Origin of the sequence: Microvirga massiliensis (assembly GCF_001006805.1) — a bacterium.
Lineage (GTDB): Bacteria > Pseudomonadota > Alphaproteobacteria > Rhizobiales > Beijerinckiaceae > Microvirga > Microvirga massiliensis.
Window position 1 is genome coordinate 215,592 of sequence record NZ_LN811361.1, and the last position, 20,492, is coordinate 236,083.

At 63.5% G+C, this 20,492-nt stretch carries 18 protein-coding genes and 1 tRNA gene; 6 read left to right on the plus strand and 13 right to left on the minus strand.

Features of this window, described 5'->3' with window-relative positions:
* Positions 1 to 167: 167 nt before the first annotated feature.
* The 7 genes from BN1233_RS30570 to BN1233_RS30600 form a co-directional block, all read right to left on the minus strand.
* Complete coding sequence (locus BN1233_RS30570; protein ID WP_046867429.1) at positions 168 to 635, minus strand: class III lanthionine synthetase LanKC N-terminal domain-containing protein; 468 nt, start codon at positions 633 to 635, stop codon at positions 168 to 170.
* A 319-nt stretch (positions 636 to 954) separates the two neighbouring features.
* Positions 955 to 1,170, minus strand: coding sequence for a hypothetical protein (locus BN1233_RS30575; protein ID WP_046867430.1), 216 nt, complete (start codon positions 1,168 to 1,170; stop codon positions 955 to 957).
* A 169-nt stretch (positions 1,171 to 1,339) separates the two neighbouring features.
* Complete coding sequence (locus BN1233_RS30580; RefSeq protein WP_052763986.1) at positions 1,340 to 2,389, minus strand: ABC transporter substrate-binding protein; 1,050 nt, start codon at positions 2,387 to 2,389, stop codon at positions 1,340 to 1,342.
* A gap of 5 nt (positions 2,390 to 2,394) precedes the next feature.
* Entirely contained in the window at positions 2,395 to 2,724 is a 330-nt protein-coding gene (locus BN1233_RS30585; protein WP_046867431.1) for a hypothetical protein, read from the minus strand.
* The gene (locus tag BN1233_RS30590) at positions 2,721 to 3,479 is read right to left on the minus strand and encodes an ABC transporter ATP-binding protein (RefSeq protein ID WP_046867432.1); all 759 of its coding nucleotides are present in this window, start codon (positions 3,477 to 3,479) and stop codon (positions 2,721 to 2,723) included. The genes BN1233_RS30585 and BN1233_RS30590 overlap by 4 nt, the downstream gene beginning before the upstream one ends.
* Positions 3,476 to 4,282: an ABC transporter permease gene (locus BN1233_RS30595; protein WP_046867433.1), complete on the minus strand. Its 807-nt coding sequence runs from the start codon at positions 4,280 to 4,282 to the stop codon at positions 3,476 to 3,478. The genes BN1233_RS30590 and BN1233_RS30595 overlap by 4 nt, the downstream gene beginning before the upstream one ends.
* The gene (locus BN1233_RS30600; protein ID WP_244470813.1) at positions 4,279 to 5,103 is read right to left on the minus strand and encodes an ABC transporter permease; all 825 of its coding nucleotides are present in this window, start codon (positions 5,101 to 5,103) and stop codon (positions 4,279 to 4,281) included. The genes BN1233_RS30595 and BN1233_RS30600 overlap by 4 nt, the downstream gene beginning before the upstream one ends.
* Positions 5,104 to 5,537: 434 nt before the next feature.
* Between BN1233_RS30600 and BN1233_RS47455 the strand changes: the two genes are divergently transcribed.
* Together BN1233_RS47455 and BN1233_RS30610 are read left to right on the plus strand one after the other, a co-directional pair.
* A complete protein-coding gene (locus BN1233_RS47455; RefSeq protein ID WP_046867434.1) occupies positions 5,538 to 5,876 on the plus strand; it encodes a hypothetical protein in 339 nt (112 codons plus the stop codon).
* Complete coding sequence (locus tag BN1233_RS30610; RefSeq protein ID WP_048708688.1) at positions 5,873 to 6,082, plus strand: phasin family protein; 210 nt, start codon at positions 5,873 to 5,875, stop codon at positions 6,080 to 6,082. Before BN1233_RS47455 ends, BN1233_RS30610 begins: the two co-directional genes overlap by 4 nt.
* Positions 6,083 to 6,644: 562 nt before the next feature.
* On the opposite strand, the gene BN1233_RS30615 is transcribed toward BN1233_RS30610, so the two are convergent.
* The 3 genes from BN1233_RS30615 to BN1233_RS30625 all read right to left on the minus strand — a co-directional run bounded on the left by BN1233_RS30615 (position 6,645) and on the right by BN1233_RS30625 (position 11,899).
* A complete protein-coding gene (locus tag BN1233_RS30615) occupies positions 6,645 to 8,672 on the minus strand; it encodes a glycosyltransferase family 2 protein (RefSeq protein WP_046867435.1) in 2,028 nt (675 codons plus the stop codon).
* Positions 8,654 to 9,883, minus strand: a complete 1,230-nt coding sequence (locus BN1233_RS30620) for an HlyD family secretion protein (RefSeq protein WP_046867436.1) — start codon at positions 9,881 to 9,883, stop codon at positions 8,654 to 8,656. The genes BN1233_RS30615 and BN1233_RS30620 overlap by 19 nt, the downstream gene beginning before the upstream one ends.
* A gap of 609 nt (positions 9,884 to 10,492) precedes the next feature.
* Positions 10,493 to 11,899, minus strand: coding sequence for an adenylate/guanylate cyclase domain-containing protein (locus BN1233_RS30625; protein ID WP_046867437.1), 1,407 nt, complete (start codon positions 11,897 to 11,899; stop codon positions 10,493 to 10,495).
* A 341-nt stretch (positions 11,900 to 12,240) separates the two neighbouring features.
* Here BN1233_RS30625 and selA point away from each other — a divergent pair, with 341 nt between their 5' ends.
* The 3 genes from selA to BN1233_RS30640 all read left to right on the plus strand — a co-directional run bounded on the left by selA (position 12,241) and on the right by BN1233_RS30640 (position 15,717).
* Positions 12,241 to 13,677 (plus strand): L-seryl-tRNA(Sec) selenium transferase, encoded by a 1,437-nt coding sequence (gene selA / locus BN1233_RS30630; protein ID WP_046867438.1) that lies wholly within the window; start codon positions 12,241 to 12,243, stop codon positions 13,675 to 13,677.
* Complete coding sequence (selB, locus tag BN1233_RS30635) at positions 13,674 to 15,617, plus strand: selenocysteine-specific translation elongation factor (protein WP_046867439.1); 1,944 nt, start codon at positions 13,674 to 13,676, stop codon at positions 15,615 to 15,617. The genes selA and selB overlap by 4 nt, the downstream gene beginning before the upstream one ends.
* Before the next feature lie 7 nt (positions 15,618 to 15,624).
* Positions 15,625 to 15,717, plus strand: a tRNA-Sec gene (locus tag BN1233_RS30640).
* 144 nt (positions 15,718 to 15,861) lie between these two features.
* On the opposite strand, the gene BN1233_RS30645 is transcribed toward BN1233_RS30640, so the two are convergent.
* Both BN1233_RS30645 and BN1233_RS30650 read right to left on the minus strand, forming a co-directional pair.
* Entirely contained in the window at positions 15,862 to 16,218 is a 357-nt protein-coding gene (locus BN1233_RS30645) for a nuclear transport factor 2 family protein (RefSeq protein WP_046867440.1), read from the minus strand.
* 178 nt (positions 16,219 to 16,396) lie between these two features.
* Positions 16,397 to 17,203 carry a class I SAM-dependent methyltransferase gene (locus tag BN1233_RS30650; RefSeq protein WP_046867527.1) on the minus strand — a complete coding sequence of 269 codons (807 nt, stop codon included), beginning with the start codon at positions 17,201 to 17,203 and terminating at the stop codon, positions 16,397 to 16,399.
* A 229-nt stretch (positions 17,204 to 17,432) separates the two neighbouring features.
* Here BN1233_RS30650 and BN1233_RS30655 point away from each other — a divergent pair, with 229 nt between their 5' ends.
* Positions 17,433 to 17,831 (plus strand): NUDIX hydrolase, encoded by a 399-nt coding sequence (locus BN1233_RS30655; protein ID WP_046867441.1) that lies wholly within the window; start codon positions 17,433 to 17,435, stop codon positions 17,829 to 17,831.
* 307 nt (positions 17,832 to 18,138) lie between these two features.
* Here the strand turns inward: BN1233_RS30655 and selD are convergent, their stop codons facing one another.
* Entirely contained in the window at positions 18,139 to 20,316 is a 2,178-nt protein-coding gene (gene selD / locus BN1233_RS30660; protein ID WP_046867442.1) for a selenide, water dikinase SelD, read from the minus strand.
* Between the last annotated feature and the right edge of the window lie 176 nt (positions 20,317 to 20,492).

The following is a 20,492-nucleotide window of genomic DNA, read 5'->3' on the forward strand; positions in this document are numbered from 1 at the left end:
GATTCACGTGACTAGCGCATCGAGCGGAAAAGTGAGTCGACTTGTCCGCGTCGAACGATGCGCCACTCAAGGACCAAAGCATCGGATTAGCCTCAAAAGTGGAATCCACTCTTGGGTCCGATGCTATAGGCGCTCAGCGAACTCCTCGCGACGAGCCTTCCTGCCCGTCATTCCGAAAAATCTCTCAAGGTGAGATAGGTAAGCATTCCGCTTCTGCCGATCCGTGTCTCCTCGGTCGGCTCGGCAGCGAGTCGCACGAGCGGGCGCGGCCCTGGCAGGAAGCGCCGCTGGCTCAGGAACGGGTCGAGCATGTTGACGACCCTCGTGAAGGTTTCCAGAGCCGGGCCGGAATAGATGGTGATGAACTTTCCCCGCTGCCGCCCGGTATTCATCTGGGCATAACGCTCGGGGCCAGGGATGATCTTGTGGTAGACGTTAAGGTCGCGCAGGAGCGGTAGCACTGCCTCTGCAACTCGCTCCGCCTCCATCTGATCGGCGGAGAGATGGAGCTTGTACCCACCGGGAAACAACGCTTTCATCCTCTCGTAGGCGACCGCGCCCGGAACCCAATGGTGGAAGCCGCTCATGAACACATAATCGTCCCGGTTCTCGATCGCCTTGAAGAGTGCACTCATCAACCCACCGCATCCCAGAGCAGAGTCCCGAACAATCCTGACGCACGCAGCGCGATTATTGCGTGATCTACCGCACTCACCCGAGAGCCCGAGGCGCCCTCAAGCCTTTCGTCATTATAAGACGCAGGCACCGAGACACAGTCAGATACAGCGCATTGCTGTCACTGCGAGTGTAGCGAAGCGATCCAGGAGCGCACCCGGCGACGGGTAGATTGCTTCGCCTGCGGCTCGCAAGGACGGGAGTGCAGCGGGAAGGGCAGTGCATCGTGCCTGCGGCTCACAATGGCTTGAGCGGACAACAATCAGCTGAACAAGCCAGCTACCCGTCGTTCTCGCTCGTGAGTTCCTCCGGGCGGAGTCCCTCGTCGCCCGGCCGCCGGAGATAGCCTTTTGCATGAAGGTGGTCCGCCAGCAGCCTTTCCACGAAGGACGTGACCGGGCATCGGTCATCATGCGCCGCCCTTTCCACTGCACGGAACACTTCGTGATCGAGTCTGAGGTTCAGCGTTGATGTTCTCGTTCGCCGCTCGGACATCGAGGCCTGATCCTCCGCGTTCTGCGCCGGGTTTGGGTGGGCGATGTCACGTAGATAGTGCGCCGGGAACCATACGCCAGCGCCAAGGCAACGGCAGATCACGTGGTTGGAAGTGCCATGGCTTAGCCGCAATTCGGGCGGCGGACACCATCCGCCGCCCGAATGAGCCTCACGGCTTGAAGACGAAGTCCTTGCCGATCATGACGTCCTGCGGGATCGCCGGCAGATCCGAGAACAGGTCCGGGTGCTTCTCCATCACGCGCACGATGTGCTTCGGCTCGATATGCTTGTTCACGTCGAAGGTCGCTTTCAGGAATCCGAGACGGTGCAGGCGATCCTGCGCGCTCCAGAGCGCCCTGTAGTTGTTCGCCGAGAGGCGCCGGTCCGCCTGCTGGATGTTGAACTCCATGGCGGCTTCGGCAATGTCCGGCTTCAGGCCCGGAATCCAACGGGTCGCGATCTGGGCGGCCTGCTTGGGATTGGCCCGCATCCACTTGTCGGCCTCGGAAAGAGCGGCCAGGAATTTCTCGATCGTCTCGCCGTTCTTCTCGACCCAGGGACGCGTCGCGACGTTGAAGCCGAGATAGGAGATCACGTCACCGCCGCGGATCACCTCGATGGCGCCTGGCACGTCCTTCAGCGCCACGATCGGCCAGGGATCCCAAGCCGAGAAGGCGTCGATGCCCTTCGCCAGGAGCGCCACCGTCATGTCCGGCGGAGGCGTGTTGACGAGCGTGACATCCTGCGGCGTCAGCCCGGCCTTCTCGAGCAAGGCGAGGATGTAAAGATGATTGATCGTGCCGAAAGATGCGGCGATACGCTTGCCCTTCAGGGACGCGAGGTCGCCTTTCCTGATGCCGGAATCGTCGCGCGCGATCAGCGCCATGGTGGCGTCCGATCCGAGCTTCGTAGCATTCCCGCTGTAGTTTCCGAGCGCGACGAGATCCATGCCGCGCAAGACGGCGCCGATCATCGGCACACCGACCTGCACGATCTCGGATTCGCCGGCCTGGAGCGCGTTGAGAGCATCGACGCCGGTGGCGTAGGGACGCGCGATCTCGACATCGAGACCGTGCTTCTCGAAGAATCCGCGCTCGAGCGCGATGGGCAGGCCGATCTGGTCGACACCGGTTACCATGCCGGCTTTGACCGTCGTCAGGTCCTGCGCCAGGGCCGGCGCGGCGATCAGCATACAGAGCAGACTGAGCAGGCGTATCATGGGCGTCATCCTCCTTGTGGCAAAGGCTCCACGCGCCTCACCCAGTACGGTCGTGCGATGGCGCGCAGATCTTGCTTCTGAACACCGCGGATCTCCACGGCGTGGTCCGTTGTACCGGAGACGCGACCATAGGCCTGAAAAAACAGGACGTGGAAGCGTTCGGGCGTGAAAGGCAGGCTCACGACGACGTTCACCCGTCGCCTGTCCGGAAAATCGCCCGCGACCTTGCCGCCCGCGGCAGCGGTCAGCCAGGCCTGCCAGCCGAGATAGACAGCGACCAGGCCGAGCAACAAGCGTCCTTTCGTCGAGGTCAACGCTGCCCGGACGAGGCTCATGCGGAGCGCACCAGGTGGAGAACCTGCCCCGACAGCATCTTGAAGGCATCACTCTCGACGAGGTCGTCCCAGATGCGCGGACGCGGCAAGTTGATCTCCACGTCGTCCAGAATTCGCCCTTTGGAGAGGACGATGACCCGATTGGCCAGGAAGACGGCTTCGCCGACATCATGCGTGATGAAGATGATCGTGGGCCGCCGCTCCTGCCAGATGCGCGTCAGCTCCTCCTGCAGCGTCATGCGCGTCTGCGCGTCGACGCTCGCGAAGGGCTCGTCCATCAGGAGGATATCCGGGTTGTTGGCGAGCGCCCGCGCGACGCCGACCCGTTGCTGCATGCCGCCCGAGAGTTCGTTCGGATACCGATCGGCTGCGTGAGCGAGGCCGGTGAGTGCCAGGTATTCGCGGGCGATCTCCTCTCGCTCGGCCTTGCCGATGCCCCGCATCTTGGGCCCGAAGGCGACGTTCTCGAGCACGGTCTTCCAGGGGAAGAGCGCGAAGGACTGGAAGACGACGCCGCGATCCGGGCCCGGCCCGCTCACCGCACGCTCACCAACGAGAATCTCTCCGCCCGACGGCGGCAGGAAGCCCGCGACCATGTTGAGGATCGTGCTCTTGCCGCAGCCGGACGGGCCCACGATGCAGACGAAATCGCCCTGCTCGACTTCGAGCGAGACATCCCGCACGGCATGCACCTTGGATCCGCGGTAGGTGTCGAAATAGATTTTCTCGAGATGGCGAAGCGTCAGGTTTCTCACCGCGTCACGAGCCCCCAGCGCTCTCCGGTCGCGCGCTCGATCGGCGCGAGAATCCAGGCATCCACGACATACCAGAGCAGGCCGAGCACGATCATGCCGAGCAGGATCTCGACCACCGATCCGGCACGGCGCGCATCGAACATCATGAAGCCGATGCCACTCGTGCCGACGATCATCTCGGCGGCGATCAGTGCGCGCCAGCCATAGCCGAGGCCGTTGCGCAGCCCCGTGATGATGTTCGGCAGCGCTCCCGGCAGCACCACCTCCGAAAGGATGCGGACACGCGAGGCGCCGAGGCATTGCGCGGCGCGATACATGTCGACCGGCACCGAGCGGACGCCGAGCACAGTGTTCAGCACCACCGGAAAGAGTACCGTGTAGACGATGATGAAGGTCATCGTGGTCAGGCCGAAGCCGAACCAGATGAGCAGGATCGGCAGCCAGGCGATATCGCCGATGGCCTGGAAGAAGAGCAGCACCGGCCACAGCACCGCATGTGCGCGCGAACTCAATCCGACGAGGATGCCCAGCGGAATGCCGATCGCCATCCCGGCAAGCGCTCCGACGACGAGCCGAACGAGGCTGTCCTCGAGATAGGACGGCAGGATGCCCTTGTAGGTCAGAGACAGGAAGGATTGGACGACGTCGGCGGGCCCGGGGAAGAACACCCGGGGAAAGATCTCCGCCTCGGCGACCAGAGCCCACAGGGCGAGGATCGGGATGAACGGGACGAGCGCCCGAATGGCGGGCCAGCGCGCCGTCCAGCGCATGTAAAAGCTCCAGGCGGACAGGGCGGCGGTCATGCGGCGCGCACCATGCCCCAGCGCTCGATCGTCGCCCGCTCCCATGGCGCGAGGACCAGGCGGTCGAGCAGGAGCCAGAGAGTGCCGACCACGACCATGCCAAGGATGATCACCTCAGTGCGATAGAAGTCGCGGGCGAGGAACAGCATGTAGCCGAGCCCGACATCGGTCGCGATCATCTCGGCCGCGATGAGCCCGCGCCAGGCAAAGCCGAGCCCCGTGCGGATGCCGGTGACGATGTTGGGCAGCGCCCCCGGAAGCAGCACCTCCGTGAGCATCGACCAGCGCCCGGCTCCGAGCGAGGCGGCCGCATGGCGCAGGGGCTTCGGGATGGTCGAGACGCCGAGCAGCGTGTTGTAGGCCACGATGAAGAAGACGGCGTTGAAGATCACGAAGGTGATCGCCCCGAAGCCGTAGCCGAACCAGAGCGTCGCGATCGGGATCCAGGCGATCCCGGCGAGCACCGAGAAGAAGCGGAAGACGGGCGTCAGCAGTTCCGAGACGATCGGGCTCACGCCCATGGCGATACCGAGCGGAACGGCGAACAGGAGCGCCAGCCCCGTGCCGACGAGGACCCGCGCGAAGCTGGCCGCCACGTGCATCGGCAGCGACCCATCCCGGATGGCTTCGATCCCTGCCCGGAATACCGCCGGAACACCGGGAAAGATGCCCGAATGCACGTCGAAGAGCGTGACGACGGCCTGCCAGATCACGACGAGGGCGACGAGCGGCGCCAGAAAGGTCAGCGTGCCCGAGAGACCATCCGGCCAGCGCCAGACCGGCAGGCGCCGAATCTCGGCTCCCGGAGGCCTCATCCGCATCCGGCCACCTTGAGATCTTCGATCGGGTACAATCTCACGCCGCGTCCTCCCATCGAGTTCGGAATCGGGCACTGTCGGCCCGTTGCAGTGAGACTAGAAACGTTTGGGAAGCGAGGCAATGCGCCCCTCGGGCTGTGGATTGCGCCGGCCGCCCTGCGGCTGGTCAGGGCCCGTCGTGGTGCTCGGCACCGCAGCGGAGCGGGGCTTCGATCCAGCTGCAGGCCGTTCGGGACGAAGCCCGTCAAAGGCGCGGGACAGCCATGATCGGTCGTCCTCCTGTCAGAAAGCTCTGCTCTGATGTCTTAGTTGGACCTGCGCCGCTCTGTCGGAATCCGCACAGATTGTGCTGAATGCGGACGGTATGACTTGTCGCGTTGCGTATACCCTGGCGGATCTTTGGGCCGGAACGTTCGAATATTTGAGGGGCGCAGCCGGTGCCGCCTGGATCTGAAATATTTGAGGAGCAGGACGTCGCGAATCATCGAACGAATACGAGCGATACGATCAACGAAGTGGTCGAGGCCGTTCGCGACGAGACCCGTGCGGCAACGAACGAGACGCAGGACGCCATCAGCATGGGATTCGACGGAATGCGGCGCATTACCGACCAGCTCACGCGCGCATTCGGCCTCACGGGCCAGAACAACGAGGCACTGGCTCGCAAGGCGAGCGACAACCTCGAGGCTCTTGCGGAGACCGGCACCGTGCTGGCCCGCGGCCTCCAAGATGTGTCGCGCGAATGGCTGACGCTTCGCAGGACAGGCTCCGGATGAACATCGAAGGGATGACGCAACTGGCACGCTGCCGGTCAATGCCGGACCTCGTGGCCGCCCAAAGCGACCTGATTCGCGACAACTGGCGCCAAATGATCGATGGAAGCCGCCGGATTGCCGAGCGTTCGATCGAGGTCGCGGATGAAGCGGCTCGGAAAATTGGCAATCAGGCCGATAAAGCCGATCACATCCGCCAAGCGGCCTGACGTTTCCACTTCAATTTCTGATAGCTTCGAGAGCACCCCCATGGGGCGCTCTTCGTTTGGCGGATATGGGATGCGGCAGTCTGCGCGGAGAGGATTATAGTCTCGTCCGAGAAGCAAGACGGACAGATGCTGAGAGTGGCGCCGGATCAGGCAATGCCCACTGTCGCATCCTCTCCATGATCGCGAGGACCCATTCCCGCCATTGCGAGCCGCAGACGGTGCGCACAGCCCTTTCCACCGCCTCCCCGTCATTTCGAGCCGCGGGCGAGGCGAACCAGCCGTCGATGGGTAGATTGCTTCACTGCGTTCGCAATGACGGTGAGGGCGTGAGAGCGGGAAGAGCAGGGCCCGGAAACGGAAGTAGACGCCGGACCCACTGCCGTCATGGCGAGCCGCAGGCGCCGAGGCACAGTCCGTCCCGCCGCACCTCCGTCCTTGCGAGCCGCAGGCGAAGCAATCTACCCTTCGACGGATGTGCTCCTGGATCGCTCCCCCTCGCAATGACAGTGCGGCGTGAGGAGAGCGTGAAGCAAAAACTCACGCGCGATCGATATTCCTCACATTACCCGCTTTGCGAGCCAGATGGCCGAGGCCCGTAATCGGCTGTGTCTGCGCCAAATGCGCGGCTCCACAGGCCGCTCACGATGGCCGATTTGTCGATCTCTCGAATGTCCTGAGAGTAGCCGCCCGTATAGAGCTTGACGATCATCTGGTCTCGCGGACTGGCTTGCAGATCGTAGGACAGCCTCACCCGGAGCACGTCGGTCCGGTCGTCATGGACGATCTCTGCAATACGAGCCGTGAAAGACTCGACGCCCTCGACCCGAAGGATGACCTGTCCCGGACGCAGGGCCGTCGTTCCTTTGAAGATTTCCATAAGGGCACCATCGAGCGAAATGCTCACGATGCGCCCCTCGAGGATCCGGCCGCCTACCGTTAGGAGTCCCGGTTCCTCAGCCAGAAAGCTGTCGAGCAGCGGTCTTGGCCGCTCGAAGCAGATCAGCGATGCGATCACCAGCACCACGATATTCACGCCCGCCCAATAGCCGGAGATCACCGAGAACTCGCCCTCACCGATTCGCGACCATTCCGGCACGATGCTGATGATGAGGCCAAGCGCGGTGACGGCGATCAAGGTCGCGATGCAAGCGAAGGTATAGGCGTCGAACCGAGTCCTCCTGCTGCCGCTTCCTTTCGGCGTCACCCTGAACGGCTTTCCGAACGGCTTGATCACGCTCGAAATGACGACGGGCAGCATCCGAAAGGTCGAAAACGCGCCGACCGCACTCGAAACCATGGGCAGGTAGCGGGTCGGCGTGAGCCAGACCATCAGCAGGAAGTAGGTAACCAGGACCGGGGCCTGATACGAGACGATGTCCTCGACGCTCGTGAAGTACAGGGGTGGGGCGCCCGTCCACAGGTAGACGGCCGGCACGATCAGGATCGCGAGCCTGACGAAGTACTGCACGAGCCAGGACAGCGGAAGGAACATGATCCGCTGGAACAGCGTAAGGCCGGGACCCCGCAAAGGCCCATTGTGCAGATACAGCGTCTGGATCCCGCCCTGGCACCAGCGCTCGCGCTGCACGAAATAGCCCTTCAGGCTCTCGGCGGCCAAGCCCATCGAGAGGCGCTCGTTGAGGTAACGAGTCTTGTAGCCTTTGTTGAGCATCGAAAGCGTCGTCAGCAGATCCTCGGTGATGCTTTCGGTCGGAAAGCCCCCGATCGCCTCGACGGCGATACGACGCGACACCGAGCACGACCCGCAGCAGAAGCTCACGTCCCAGGCATCACGGCTGGCAGCCATCTCATCGAAGAACAGGCGCTGCTCGTCGGGCCAAACGCGCTCCAATGAGAGGTTGGACTGGACTGGATCCTTGTTGAAGAAGTGCTGTGGCGTTTGCACGATCCCGATGGAAGGATCGGTGAAGAAGGGAAGCGTGCGGCGCAGGAAGTTGCGATAGGGCACGAAATCGGCGTCGAAGATCGCGATGAACTTGCCTGACGAGACCTTCAATCCATTGTTCAGATTGCCCGCCTTGGCATGGGCGTTGTTCCCGCGAACGACATGGATCGCCCCTTTCTGCTCGCAGAAGGATCGCAACCAATCCCGGCGTTGATCGTCGAGAACGTAGACCTTCAACTTCCCCTTCGGATAGTCCAGTGCGAGGGCTCCGACGATCGTCCGTTCCAGCACGTCGAGGGGCTCGTCATAGGTTGGGATGAACACGTCGACCGTCGGCAACGCATCGTCGGGCCGTTGGAAGAATTCCGTCTCCAGACGATCTGCCTCCTTGCTACGGTCGGCGTATCGACTCATCGCGACGAGGAAAAGGGCAAGTTCCGAGAAGGCCAGAACTTCGACCAGGAACAGAAACCAAACCCAATAGAAGGCGAAGCCTTGCTCGACCTCCATCGGGCGGACCGTTTCGGTGAAGCGCCAGATCAGGTAGCGCGAGGCGACCGCCAAGACGACGGCGCAGGTGATGGCCCTCGTCCAGGTCCGGTGCCTCGACCAGTTCAGGGCAAAGATCAGGAAATAGGCCGCGACCAGGAAGGTCGGAGCGAGGGCTAGGAAATACTGAACCAAAGCGACCTGATCCACCGTTTCAGTGGGGCAGTGCGGGTCGCGAAGCGCACCTGGGCGCTCCGGCCAACCTGGCAGAAATTTTCGAAATCTTTCTCCAGGCCGGACTCCGGCAGGGAAACCCGGATCCGGGCGTTCCTGCCCCGTCCGGCCGGCAGCGTTGCGGCAAGGGTCGTCTCATCCACCACGGCAGCGTTGCCGCGAACGGAGACGACGTACCCCTTGATCACGTCGCCGCCCCCATACAGCCTGACCTCGGCCTCGCGCCCGGGCTCAATCTCGTCGTAGTCGGCTTCCGAGACGAGAATGTCCACGAAGAGATCCCGGCAATCCAGGATCCGGGTGATCTCCTGGCCCACGACGACATGGTTCCCGCCTACGACGCCGTTGCGCCAGACCACGCCCTCGAATGGCATCTCGATCTCGGCGCGTTCCGTTCGCCTGATGCGGTCCTGCTCCTCGGCCAGCTGCTTTTCGAGTTGCTCCTCGCGCGCCTCGTTTTCCTTCAGACGAACATCGATCTCCGCCAACTGGATCGTGACTTCGTCCATGCGCTGGCGCGAGTAAGGGACATCGTTGCGCCCGTCGCCGATATAGGTGCCCCGCTTGACCGCGTCCAACTGGCTTTCGAGGCGAACCATCTGGTTGCGGGCAACCCGCCCTTCGCCCTCCGAGGTAGCCTGGGCTGCCCGCGCCTGCTCAACCTGGCTTCCAGCCACCACGCCCGTGGCGCCGAGCGTCTGCCGCCGCTGAAGTTCGGCATCCGCTGCGACCCGTTGAGCCTCGTTGATGGCGATGCGCTGGCGAACCGTCGCGATTTCCTGTTCGAGACTGGCCAGGGTTGCCGTCTGGTATTCCTTCAGCCGATCGGCCAGTTCGTTGCGCAGGCGGCCGAGTTGCTGGCGCTGGAGGTCATAGGCGGAAATCCGTTTCCTCACGGTCTCCAGTTCCGCCTCGAGAGAGGCTGCGACAGCGCGGTTCACCCGCTCGTTCCGGATGGTGACGAGATGGGATCCCGCCGTCAGGGCGGTGCCAACCTTCGGCGCTGTCCGCAGGATAGTGCCCTCGACCGGTGCGGAGAGCACTGCGAAGCGCGCATTCACCGTGCCGTCCAGGCTCGTATAGCCCGTCAGAGTCGGGAGGATCGCAATGATGCCGCAGGCGAGGAGCAGGAGGCCCACGGTGATCCGGATAACCCGGCTGTTCCAGAACATGAACGGCTACTCGCAATGACAATCGGCGTTCGGCAATTCGATCTCATCCAACCAACGAACCGGACGGGGCCATGGCCCCGTCCGGTCCTGGCAATGAACACGCGCACAAACCTACCGGCGCTAGCGGCAAAGCAGAAAACGCACAACAGACGGCTTGCTCAAATTATAGCTCCCCACTTACAAGAATATGGGCGGAGCGCAAGAGGTGTTTGGCAGGCAGAAAAGGCTGGAGACCTGCCCGCCTCAAACGCACGCAATTCCTATTGGCTTCCCAAAATCGACAATTCCGACCGGTTTCTTAAGGATTTATGCTAATAGTTCTCTGCACAATGTGAATACTGAGATGACATTGATTCCGTCGAAGACTATGGTGTGCACCTCCGCCCAATCGGGAATGTTCGTCGCCATCTTTTTCCACGGCTCGTTTGCTCACCAAGAACCTCGTACACTTGGCTGACCCGTGCTGGAGACATGCCAGCCTGAGTCGACGCGAGCCATACAGCCGAGTGTTATGCTGCATTGGAATATCGAACGGAGGCCAGTCGCCCGAGAAGCAGGAATGGACAGCGAGCACGCCTCCACTGTGCCTGCGGGTCGCCGACGAGTGCCTCAAGGCAGAGCGTAAACTCGGATGTCTTGCTCGATACCCCGCAGTTCGGCTGGCCGTGGAACCGGTGAGATGCCGCTGCTCGTGAGAATGGTCGAGGCGTCTCGGTCGCCAATAACCGATCCCGTTGCAAGGATAGCCTGGGCATCCGCAAGATCCTGCACGCGCGAGGCGATATTCACCGTCTGCCCGAAATAGTCCTGGCGGTCATTCAGCGTCACGGCAAGGCATGGCCCCTCATGGATTCCGATCTTCAAGAGCAGGTCCTCGCGTCCGCGTTCAGCGTTGAGCCGGCGCATCGCCTCGCGCATCCTCAGGGCCGCGGCAACAGCCCGGTCCGGTGTCGGGAACGTCGCCATCACGGCATCCCCGATGGTCTTCACGATCGCTCCCGCTTCACTCGCCACGATCTCTTGCAGCACCCGAAAATGCGCTCGCACGAGATCGAAGGCCGCGAGGTCTCCGACCCGTTCGTAGAGATGTGTCGATCCTCTCAGGTCCGTGAACAGGAATGTCAGGCTGGTGATCTTGAGCCGCTGGTCGATGTCCAGCGTATCGGTCCGGTAGACGTCCCGGAAGGTCTGGTTCGTGAGAAGCCGCTTCGCCGTCAGGAAAGGACGGCGGCGGCCGAGAATGTCGTGGAGTTCGTCCCCGGCTATGCACACGTTGGGCAGAACCCGAGCATCGGTATGGTTCTCGAGGGCGAGCCTGAGCGGACCGGGCTGCAAGGTGAGGGTCTCGTTCAACGAGTGACCTCGGCCGATGACCATGGACAGGTTCCGGCGCTCGGTCGTCGGCTCGCCTTTCACGTCAATGAACTGGGTCGAATGCGTGACGGCATCGAAGATGATGACGAATTCCGCCGGAAGGTGAAGCGAAAGGAATGCCCTCTCACCGGGCTCGAGTTCGACCATCTCGAGAATGATCTTCTCCATTCGCTGTTCGAGATCATCCGGCAGATCGACACCCGAACTCCAGAATATCTGGCGGTAGTATTCGAATGGAGGCAGACGATCCGGATCATGGGCCGCGATGCGGCGTACGCGTGGGCTGACCGTGAACGTCACGTCGACCATCTCGTCGAGAGTGGGCTCGTAGCCAGCAGCGCAGAGAGCACAATTGTATGTGCACTTGTCGACAGACTTGAGTGTAACTGCAGAATCGAGCACGCCGCCGCAACCTGGACACAAAACATTCCAGGCCATCTCGAACGCTCCGATCCGGGCGGCATGCAGGAACGCCGCGACCGTCTTCTCCTCGTCGAGCCCATGGGCAGCAGCGAATGCGAGGGCGTTGATGCGGTTGAGATCTCGATCCGAACCATGCGCCACGAGGGCTTCGATACGGCCCGCCACCTGCGGGTCAGCCGCTTGGCGCAAAACGGCAAAGAGGGTGCTCGTCTCACTCATGCTGCGGTCTCCTCGCGTCGCGAGTTTCCGTCCCGACCCACTCCAAGTTCGATCCTATCATGAACCGGCTTGCCGTGGGGAGAACGTCACGATTTCGCCCGACGCGATTGCTGCCTCGAGCGATCGAGGAGATCTCACACCGTGTTTCGCGCCAACCCTACCATGACGACGCGTGTGACACTCACGCCGGATCCCGCCGAGTGATCCCATCGGCAAGGCCGAGGAGTGAAAAAAGCTTCTGGCGAAGTCGTTGCCGGCTCGCTGCTGCCGGCGGACAGTGAAGGCAAGGCGCTCGGGGCTATGTCCTTGACCGCGGCGGCACGGGACCAAATTATCCGGCGATGTCCGCCGATGCGCAGCCTCGTTCCTCGCCGGTCCCGTCGATCGAGCGCCTCCTCCAAGCGGCTGCAAGGCGGGGCCTCATCGAAAGCTTCGGGCGAAATGCAGTGCGTTCCGCTCTGCGCTCGGTCGTGGAGGAGTGGCGTGTCGGGTTCCGCGAAGGTGCTGCGGAGCCGGCGGAAGCTCATGGGCTGCTCGCGGCGGCGGAGCATCGGCTGATGGCCGAATGCGAACCGCAGTTGAGGCCTGTCTTCAATCTCACGGGCACCGTCCTGCATACGAATCTAGGCCGGGCACCGTTGCCGCGGGCGGCTACGGACGCGGTCGCGCGCGTGGCTCTCGGGGCCTGCAACCTCGAATTCGATCTCGAGGGCGGCGCGCGCGGGGACCGCGACGCGCATGTGGAGGAGTGGCTGTGCCGCCTTACGGGAGCCGAAGCCGCGACACTCGTCAACAACAATGCCGCAGCGGTGCTTCTCGTCCTCAGCACCCTGGCGCGTGGCAAGGAGGTCGTGGTCTCGCGCGGAGAGCTCGTCGAGATCGGCGGATCCTTCCGGATTCCCGACATCATGCGCCAGGCCGGTGCAAAGCTCCGCGAAGTCGGCACCACCAACCGGACACACGCTCAGGACTACGAGGCTGCTTTGAGCCCTCGCACGGGCCTCGCCATGCGCGTTCACCCCAGCAATTACCGCATCGAAGGCTTCACGGCCTTGGCGAGTGACGACGCGATCGCCGGGATCTGCCGGCTTCGCGGCCTGCCCTTCGTGGTAGATCTCGGAAGCGGCAGCCTCATTGATCTCGAGCGGTTCGGACTGCCGCACGAGCGTACGCCGAGGGAGGCGGTCGCTGCGGGCGCGGACCTCGTGACGTTCAGCGGGGACAAGCTGCTCGGCGGACCACAGGCGGGGCTGATCGTCGGCCGGCGCGACCTCGTGGCACTGCTGAAACGTAATCCACTGAAGCGGGCCCTCCGTTGCGACAAGATGACGATTGCGGCTCTCGGAGCCGTGCTCCCGCTTTTCGCCTATCCCGAGCGGCTGAGCGAGACATTGCCGGCTCTGGCCCTTTTGACATGCCCGGAGCGGGATATCGCGGCACTCACCGCGAGGATCCTTCCTGACGTCGCGCGGGCTCTCGATGGCTTGGCGACGGCGGCCGCGATCACCTGCTGCAGCCAGATCGGCAGCGGGGCTTTTCCGACGGACCTCCTTCCTAGTGCGGGACTCCGGTTGTCACCCGTCCGGTCGCGCACCGCTCCCGGCCTCTCAGTGCAACGTCTCGCACGGGCTCTGCGGCAACTCCCGACTCCCGTGATCGGGCGCAGCGAGAAACGGTCGGTCGTTCTCGACATGCGCTGCCTCGCCGACGAGGAAACTTTCATCGCGCAATTGCCTGCCCTCCGCACTCTCCTGACGCAGGAGACGAACCCGGGATGAAATCGATCTCGGTCGGCGTCATTGGTCATGTCGATCATGGCAAGACGGCTCTCGTGCGTGCTCTCACGGGAATCGAGACGGATCGCCTTGCGGAAGAGAAAGCTCGCGGCGTCTCCATTGTCCCGGGCTTCGCACTTCTCCGAACGCCCGGCGGAGAAATCGATCTGATTGACCTTCCCGGGCACGAGCGATTCATCCGTGCAATGATTTCCGGCGCCACGGGCGTAAAGGCGGTCCTTGTCGCCGTCTCCGCCATCGAAGGCATCAAGCCGCAGACAGTGGAGCATCTCGAGATTGCACGTTTTCTCGGCATCCGGCGCGGAGTCATGGCATTGACCATGTGCGATCGGGTGGAGACCGGCGAGTGCGAGTCACGCCGCATCCAGCTCAGAGCTCTGGCGGACGAGTTCGGGATCGAAGAGTCGCCCATCATCCCGATATCCGTAGTGACGGGTGCAGGCATTCAAGACGTTGCACGCTGCCTGAGCGATCTCGCCGCATCCGCGCCCGAATCCCGCGACGACGGGTTTGCCTATCTTCCCGTGGATCGCGTGTTTTCCGTTGCCGGATTCGGGACGGTGGTCACCGGTACTCTTCGGCGGGGCATGATCTCCAAGGGCGATTGGATCGAGGTCTGGCCGAGTGGTCGCCGCGCGCGAATCCGGACTCTTCAGATTCACGGCCGGTTCGTCGAAAGCGCCGTGCCGGGGCGACGGACAGCGGTCGGGCTGCGCGATGTCTCGGTCGGTGACCTCAGGCCAGGACACACGCTCGTCACACCCGGCATCGTCGTAAGCAATCGATGGCTCGATGCGTCCGTAACCGTCTGCGCGGGAGATCCACGCGGGCTCGCGAATGGTGATCAGGTGCGCCTTCTGATCGGAACCACCGATGCGGCGGTCAGGATCCGGCTCCTCGAGCACGATACCTTGCGTCCCGGCGAAACCGGTCTGTGCCAGTTTCGGTGTGACGAGGATGTCGTCGCACCGGTGCGGGAGCCGTTCATCCTTCGCGCAGGCTCGCCGAGCCGCACAGTCGCAGGAGGACGGATTCTCGATCCGGCATCGCGCCGCCGACGCCGTTTCGACGCCATGTCGCTCGAATCCCTGAAGGCTATGGCGGCCGGTCGACCCGGAGAGGCGCTGCTCGGCCGCTTGCGCGAAGCGGGTCTGCGCGGGTGCGCCGTCGGCGAGCTCGCCTGGTCGTTCGGCGTCGACGAGAGCCGCCTTCGGCGACGCCTCCATGAGCTCGGGGCCCAGCCCGAAGGCGCCCTTCGTGTCATCGACCCGCATGTCTGGTCCGACCTTCTCGATCGCGTCGCACGGCAGGTGGCCGAACATCATCGGGTCCAGCCCCTGGAATATGGCCTTCCGCGGGAGAGAATGCTGGCCTTCCTGCCGAGCGGGTTGGATGCCGACCTCGCCAAAGCGCTTCTCGGGCGATTGGTCGAGACCGGGATCCTCGTTGTCGAGAAAGGCCTCTATTGGCACGCCGATTTTCGCCCGCAGGACCAGATCTCGCCCCGCCTCGCCGCGATCGAGGACCTCTGCCGGCGCGCTAGGTTGAATGCACCGAGCGAGGCCGAAATCGTCGGACAGGGTGGCGAAAATGCGACGATCGTGGCGCATCTCGTTCGGGCCGAAGTTCTGATCCGAGCCGTCGATAGGGTTCAGCGAAGAGTTCTTCTGTTCCACCGAGATGCGATGGCTGCGGCGCGGACATCCCTCGCGCGGCGATGGCCTCACGAGCAGCCCTTTCTCGCGGGGGAGGCAGGCGCGCTCCTCGGGATCTCCCGCAAATACTCCATCCCTCTGCTCGAGCATCTCGACCGCGTCGGATTCACCCGCCGGATCGGAGATCAGCGTATCGTCATCGAGAAGGGGGCCGAGTCCGACTCTCGACATCGCGCCCATGGACCCACGCCGGCGGCCGCCCCATAACGATACCGGAGGCGATCGGGGTCTGGTGGCCCTCCTGGTCTTCAAAACCAGTGGCCCGCCAAAAGCGGGTGGTGGGTTCGATTCCCATCCGTCTCCGCCACATCAGGGCTTAGGCCAACCTGAGTGTCCGACGTGCCTGTCGAAACCGGTGGTTTTGTGCCCGCTTTCGTGCCCGAGGATACGGGTCGCCCTCCACCGAGTTTCTCCATAGTGCGATGGGTGACGGGACTCGGCGGACGGACCGTTACTCGATGGGCAAGCCGTGCATCTTGAGGAACGAGAGCTTGTCCCAGTAACCACGCTGGAAGGCGATGCGTCCGTCGCGCACGGTGAAGAACCCGCAGCCGCGAAGTCCCAGCGGATCGCGCCACTCCAGCGCGACAGTGTCGCCCGCTTCGTGGATGGCTTCCACGATGCAGGTCATGTCAGCTCTCGCAAACTCCCCCGAGAACATGGCCCGGATCGCCTCGCGACCTTCGACCGGATCCTGCGTCACCTGATGGTTCACGGCATCCGGGTGGTAGAGGTCCGCCAAGCCGTCCGCGTCGACGGCGTTGAACCTCTCGACCCAGCGTTCCACGACTTCGCGCGGCGACATCATGCTCCTCCTTCGAGGGAAGGACACCGACGGGTTGTCGATGCAACCTCGAGCCTGCGCCACGAGACTAAAGCGGCCATACAGCCCGCTGACACATCTCCTTTCCAGTCAGAGAATGCCCACCGGTATTCGTGACATCGTCCCGCCAGACCAGGTGCAAATCTCACTGCGGCATGCACTGTCACGCGACTTCGGCCCTGATCGCCCATGCCCTCGCCTTCAGCCGGATCGACCCATCTTCCTCTCGGGGAAGACTGTCGTGCAGTTTTGCCCTCAGGCGCTCCCGCGCCTCGAGATCGAGGCTCATGCAGTAGCCCGGCGCTGGCCCTGTACCCAAGGTGAACGGGTGCCAGAAGTCGTCGAAGCCCGTGAACACGGTCTCGACTTCGATGGAAGTGCTATCCACCGATGCAAGACCGGCAACCTTTGCCAGATTGGTCAACCCCTCTTGTGTGCAAAACGGAAAACGCCTGTCTTCCGTGAGGTCCCGAGCCCTGGGATCGAGACTCGTCGCAACCGTCCAGAAGGTGCGCATGAACTCCATCCCGCCACCCGGATAATCCCACACGTAGAACCCAATCTGTGCGCCGCCTCGGGCGGCCCGTTTCATCTCGGCGAGCGCCCTCTGCCGGTCAGGCACGAAATTGAGAACCAGCGCAGATACGATCACGTCCCGGCTGGCCTCCTCCACAGGCAGGGCTTGTGCATCCCCCACCCGAAACTCCGCCCGAGCGTCCGGCACGTTCGCGCGTGCCTTTGTGAGGAAGCCCTCGGACTGGTCTATGGCGATCAGGCTCTTCGGCGCGCATTGCGCAAGGATGGCGGCGGACAGTGCGCCGGTCCCGCAGCCAACCTCTAGCCAGTCCAAGTCACCCGAGGCATCAAGCCAATCAAGGAAGCGAGGCGCAATCCGACGGCTCCATCGCCCCATATACAAGTCGTAGCTGTCTCCTGCCTGCCAAGCGTCATGGCGCGACATCTCAGGCATCGGCTTGTCCTCCGTCCACTCGCGTGAACGTATCCCACGATACTTCTGCGGCTCCTGCAATAGCCATGCCTTCAGAGGATCCGCTATTCGGCTGGCCGCCTTCGACCTCACACTAGACTGTCCAACGCGGGTTCGGCTCCCATCCGTCTCCGCCATGAGGAAAATCATTGCAAATCGGCCTTGATCGGGCTTTTCGGTTCATCTCCGAATGTGAGAAGAGCCGGAGTCGATGATCGAGATCGTTGCCGCCGTGATTCAGGACCAGGAGGGCCGTGTGCTCCTGGTGCGGAAGCGCGGGACGCTTGCTTTCATGCAGCCGGGCGGCAAGCGGGATGGAGGCGAGGACAACCTGACTGCGCTCGCTCGCGAGTTGCGAGAGGAGCTCGGTTGCCGCCTGGAGCCTTCCTCGGCCGTGCACCTCGGGACCTTCGAGGCCTCTGCTGCGAACGAGGCTGGTCGGCGGGTTCGAGCCGCTGTCTACAAGGTCAGAGTCAGTGGCGTGACGAGTCCGCAGGCCGAAATCGAGGAGCTCGTGTGGATCGATCCGGACGACGCAGCGGGGCTCGTGCTCGCGCCACTGACTCGCGAGTATGTTTTGCCGAGGATAGTGACTCGCTTGGCAGGATAGAGCACTCACTGGATTGCTTCACTTCGTTCGCAATGACGGAAGTGGGTCCGGCGCTACTCCGGTTCCGGCAGTGCTCATCCAGTACACATGCCCTCTTCGTCATCGCGAGCGGAGCGAAGCGATCCAGGAGCGCCTCTGTCGACGGGTAGATTGCTTCGCCTGCGGCTCGCAAGGACGAAGTGAATCCGCAACAAGCTGGATGACTGCGGCCCGCAACGACACAGCCGGTCCGACAGTAGACCTTGCCTGATCTGCACCATCTTCAGAACCAGTATGACCAAGCCCTATGTCGCGGATCCGCCACGGTTCAGAGGAGTTCCACCTCAACCCGGCCAGTGACTGCATCCTTTACGGAACCGATGACCGATGCATGCGGATAACCGGATTGGCGCAGCGCGGCGATACAGGACTGCGCGCGTGCCGCCGGAATACCTGCGAGGAGACCACCGGCCGTCTGCGGATCGAACAGCAACTCGGTTCCTGGATGGCCGGCCTTCGTCACGATGGCGTCCCGGCATCGTGCATTCTCCGCATGGAGCGTGCTGACGATTCCTGACGTGATCAGTTCACGCGCGCCGGGCAGCTCCGGTATGCTTGCGACCTCCAGGACAGCGCTCATCTTCGACGCGTTCAGCATCTCCAGAAGATGTCCCAGAAGACCGAATCCGGTCACATCCGTGCAGGCATGCGCCCCATGATCCAGGAGGCAGTGTGCGGCGCGGGCCGATGAAACCTCCATCGTGGCCAGCGCTTCCTCGATCCATGAAGCCCTGGCCCGCCCCTGTCCGAGGCCTGCGAGGATCGCGCCCGTTCCGATCGGCTTGGTGAGGACGAGCCGGTCGCCCGGCGCGAGACCGCGCTTGCGCAGAATCTGACTTTCGCGGACGGATCCCGTGATCGCGAAGCCTAAGGAAATCTCGGCAGCCTCGGCGCTATGGCCGCCGACGAGGCGAACTCCCGATCGCGCAAAGACCGCAAGCGCGCCGGCGAGCATCTGGTAGAGCTGATCCTCGACGATGTCGGGCGCGCCGGGCGGTACGCCGGCGATTGCGAGCGCCGTCGCGGGCCGTCCCCCCATTGCGTAGATGTCACCCAGAGCGTGATTGGCAGCGATCCGGCCGAACCGGAACGGGTCGTCCACGAAGGCGCGGAAATGGTCGACGGTCTGGAGCAGTGTTTCTCCTGCCGGCGACGGAAGGATGGCCGCATCGTCTAGGTCGATGAGGTCGGCACCCTCGGACCTCAGGCGCTGCAGCACGCGCGCGAGCACGGCCGAAGACACCTTCGCGCCGCAGCCGCCGCAACGCATGGTCTCCGCAGCCTCGCCCTCCGGGCGGTCCGGCATGGGTGAGAGATGCTGGTACCGACGCATCCAGCGGCGATCGATGCTCTCCTTCAGGGTCCAGAGCCATCGGCCCTTCAGAGCAAGCGGGCCCCACACGGCGACGGCCTCGCGATCTCCGGTGCCGATCAGGGCAAGCGCTCTCTTCTGGGGCACGAACGGCTGCAAGGGCTCGCCGCGGAGCATGCGCCGCAGGTTATCGGCCAGAGGCGGTCCCTGGCGTACGGCGTAAACGCCCGCCTTCTCGCGCGGGTGGGCCAGGGCTGAGGCGACGTCTCCGGCCGCGAAGACGCGCTCCTGGTTGCAGGAGCGGAGACTCGGTGCGACGGCGATGAAGCCGTCGGAGTCGAGAGCGAGGCTGGTCTTGCCGAGCCACTGCGCCGCGCCGGCGCCCGTGACCCAGAATACCTCGTCGAATGCGATGCTCCGGCCGTCACGGCACCACAGAATTCCCGCTTCGACGCGTTCGACCTCCGCATTATCGAAAACGGCGATGCGCCGCTTCAGGAGTTCTGCCGTGAGGATCGAGCGCGCACGCGTGTTGAAGTGTTCGAGCAGGGCACCACGCGTGACCAGCGAAAGGGGGATTGCGCGCGCGCCTTGGCCAAGCGCGGCCCGGAGTCGCGCATGGATCGCGAGCGTTGCTTCGACACCGCCGGCACCGCCGCCGACGACCACGATCCGCGGCACCTCCGCGGTTCGCTCGACTTGTGCGACGAGCTGCTGCCAGGACTGGAGGAAGTGATCGATCGGCTTGACGGGCACGGCATGACGATCCGCACCGGGCGCCTGCATCCGCGGCGTCGAGCCAATGTCGAGCGAGAGGACGTCGTAGGGCAGAGCCGGACGGCCCCTCAGCTCCAGAACACGACGCTCCAGATCGAGGCCAATTGCTTCCGCATGGATGAGGCGCGCCCCTGTCGCGATGGCAAGCCGCCACAGGTCGATGTGGCACTCGTCATGCTCGTAATGGCCTGCGATGAGGCCGGGCAGCATGCCGGAATACGGGGTCTCCACATCGCGCGTGACGAGGGTGACCTTCACGCCCGGCTCCGCCCGCATCCCGAAGCTCTTCAGGACATGCACATGGGCATGACCGCCGCCGACCAGCACCAGGCTTCTGGAATTGAAGGATGTGCGCATGGACCTTCTGCGTCGCGGAGATGAGGGCACGACGAATGCGAAGGCCCTGCCCCGGAATTCACCCAAGACTCGAGAGCGAGTTCGGGAACGAGGTTGCGCAGCCTCGATCGATGTCAATTGCGAAGCTACGACCCGCCTCATCTGCCAGCGACCAGGACGCACGGCGGATCTGCCGC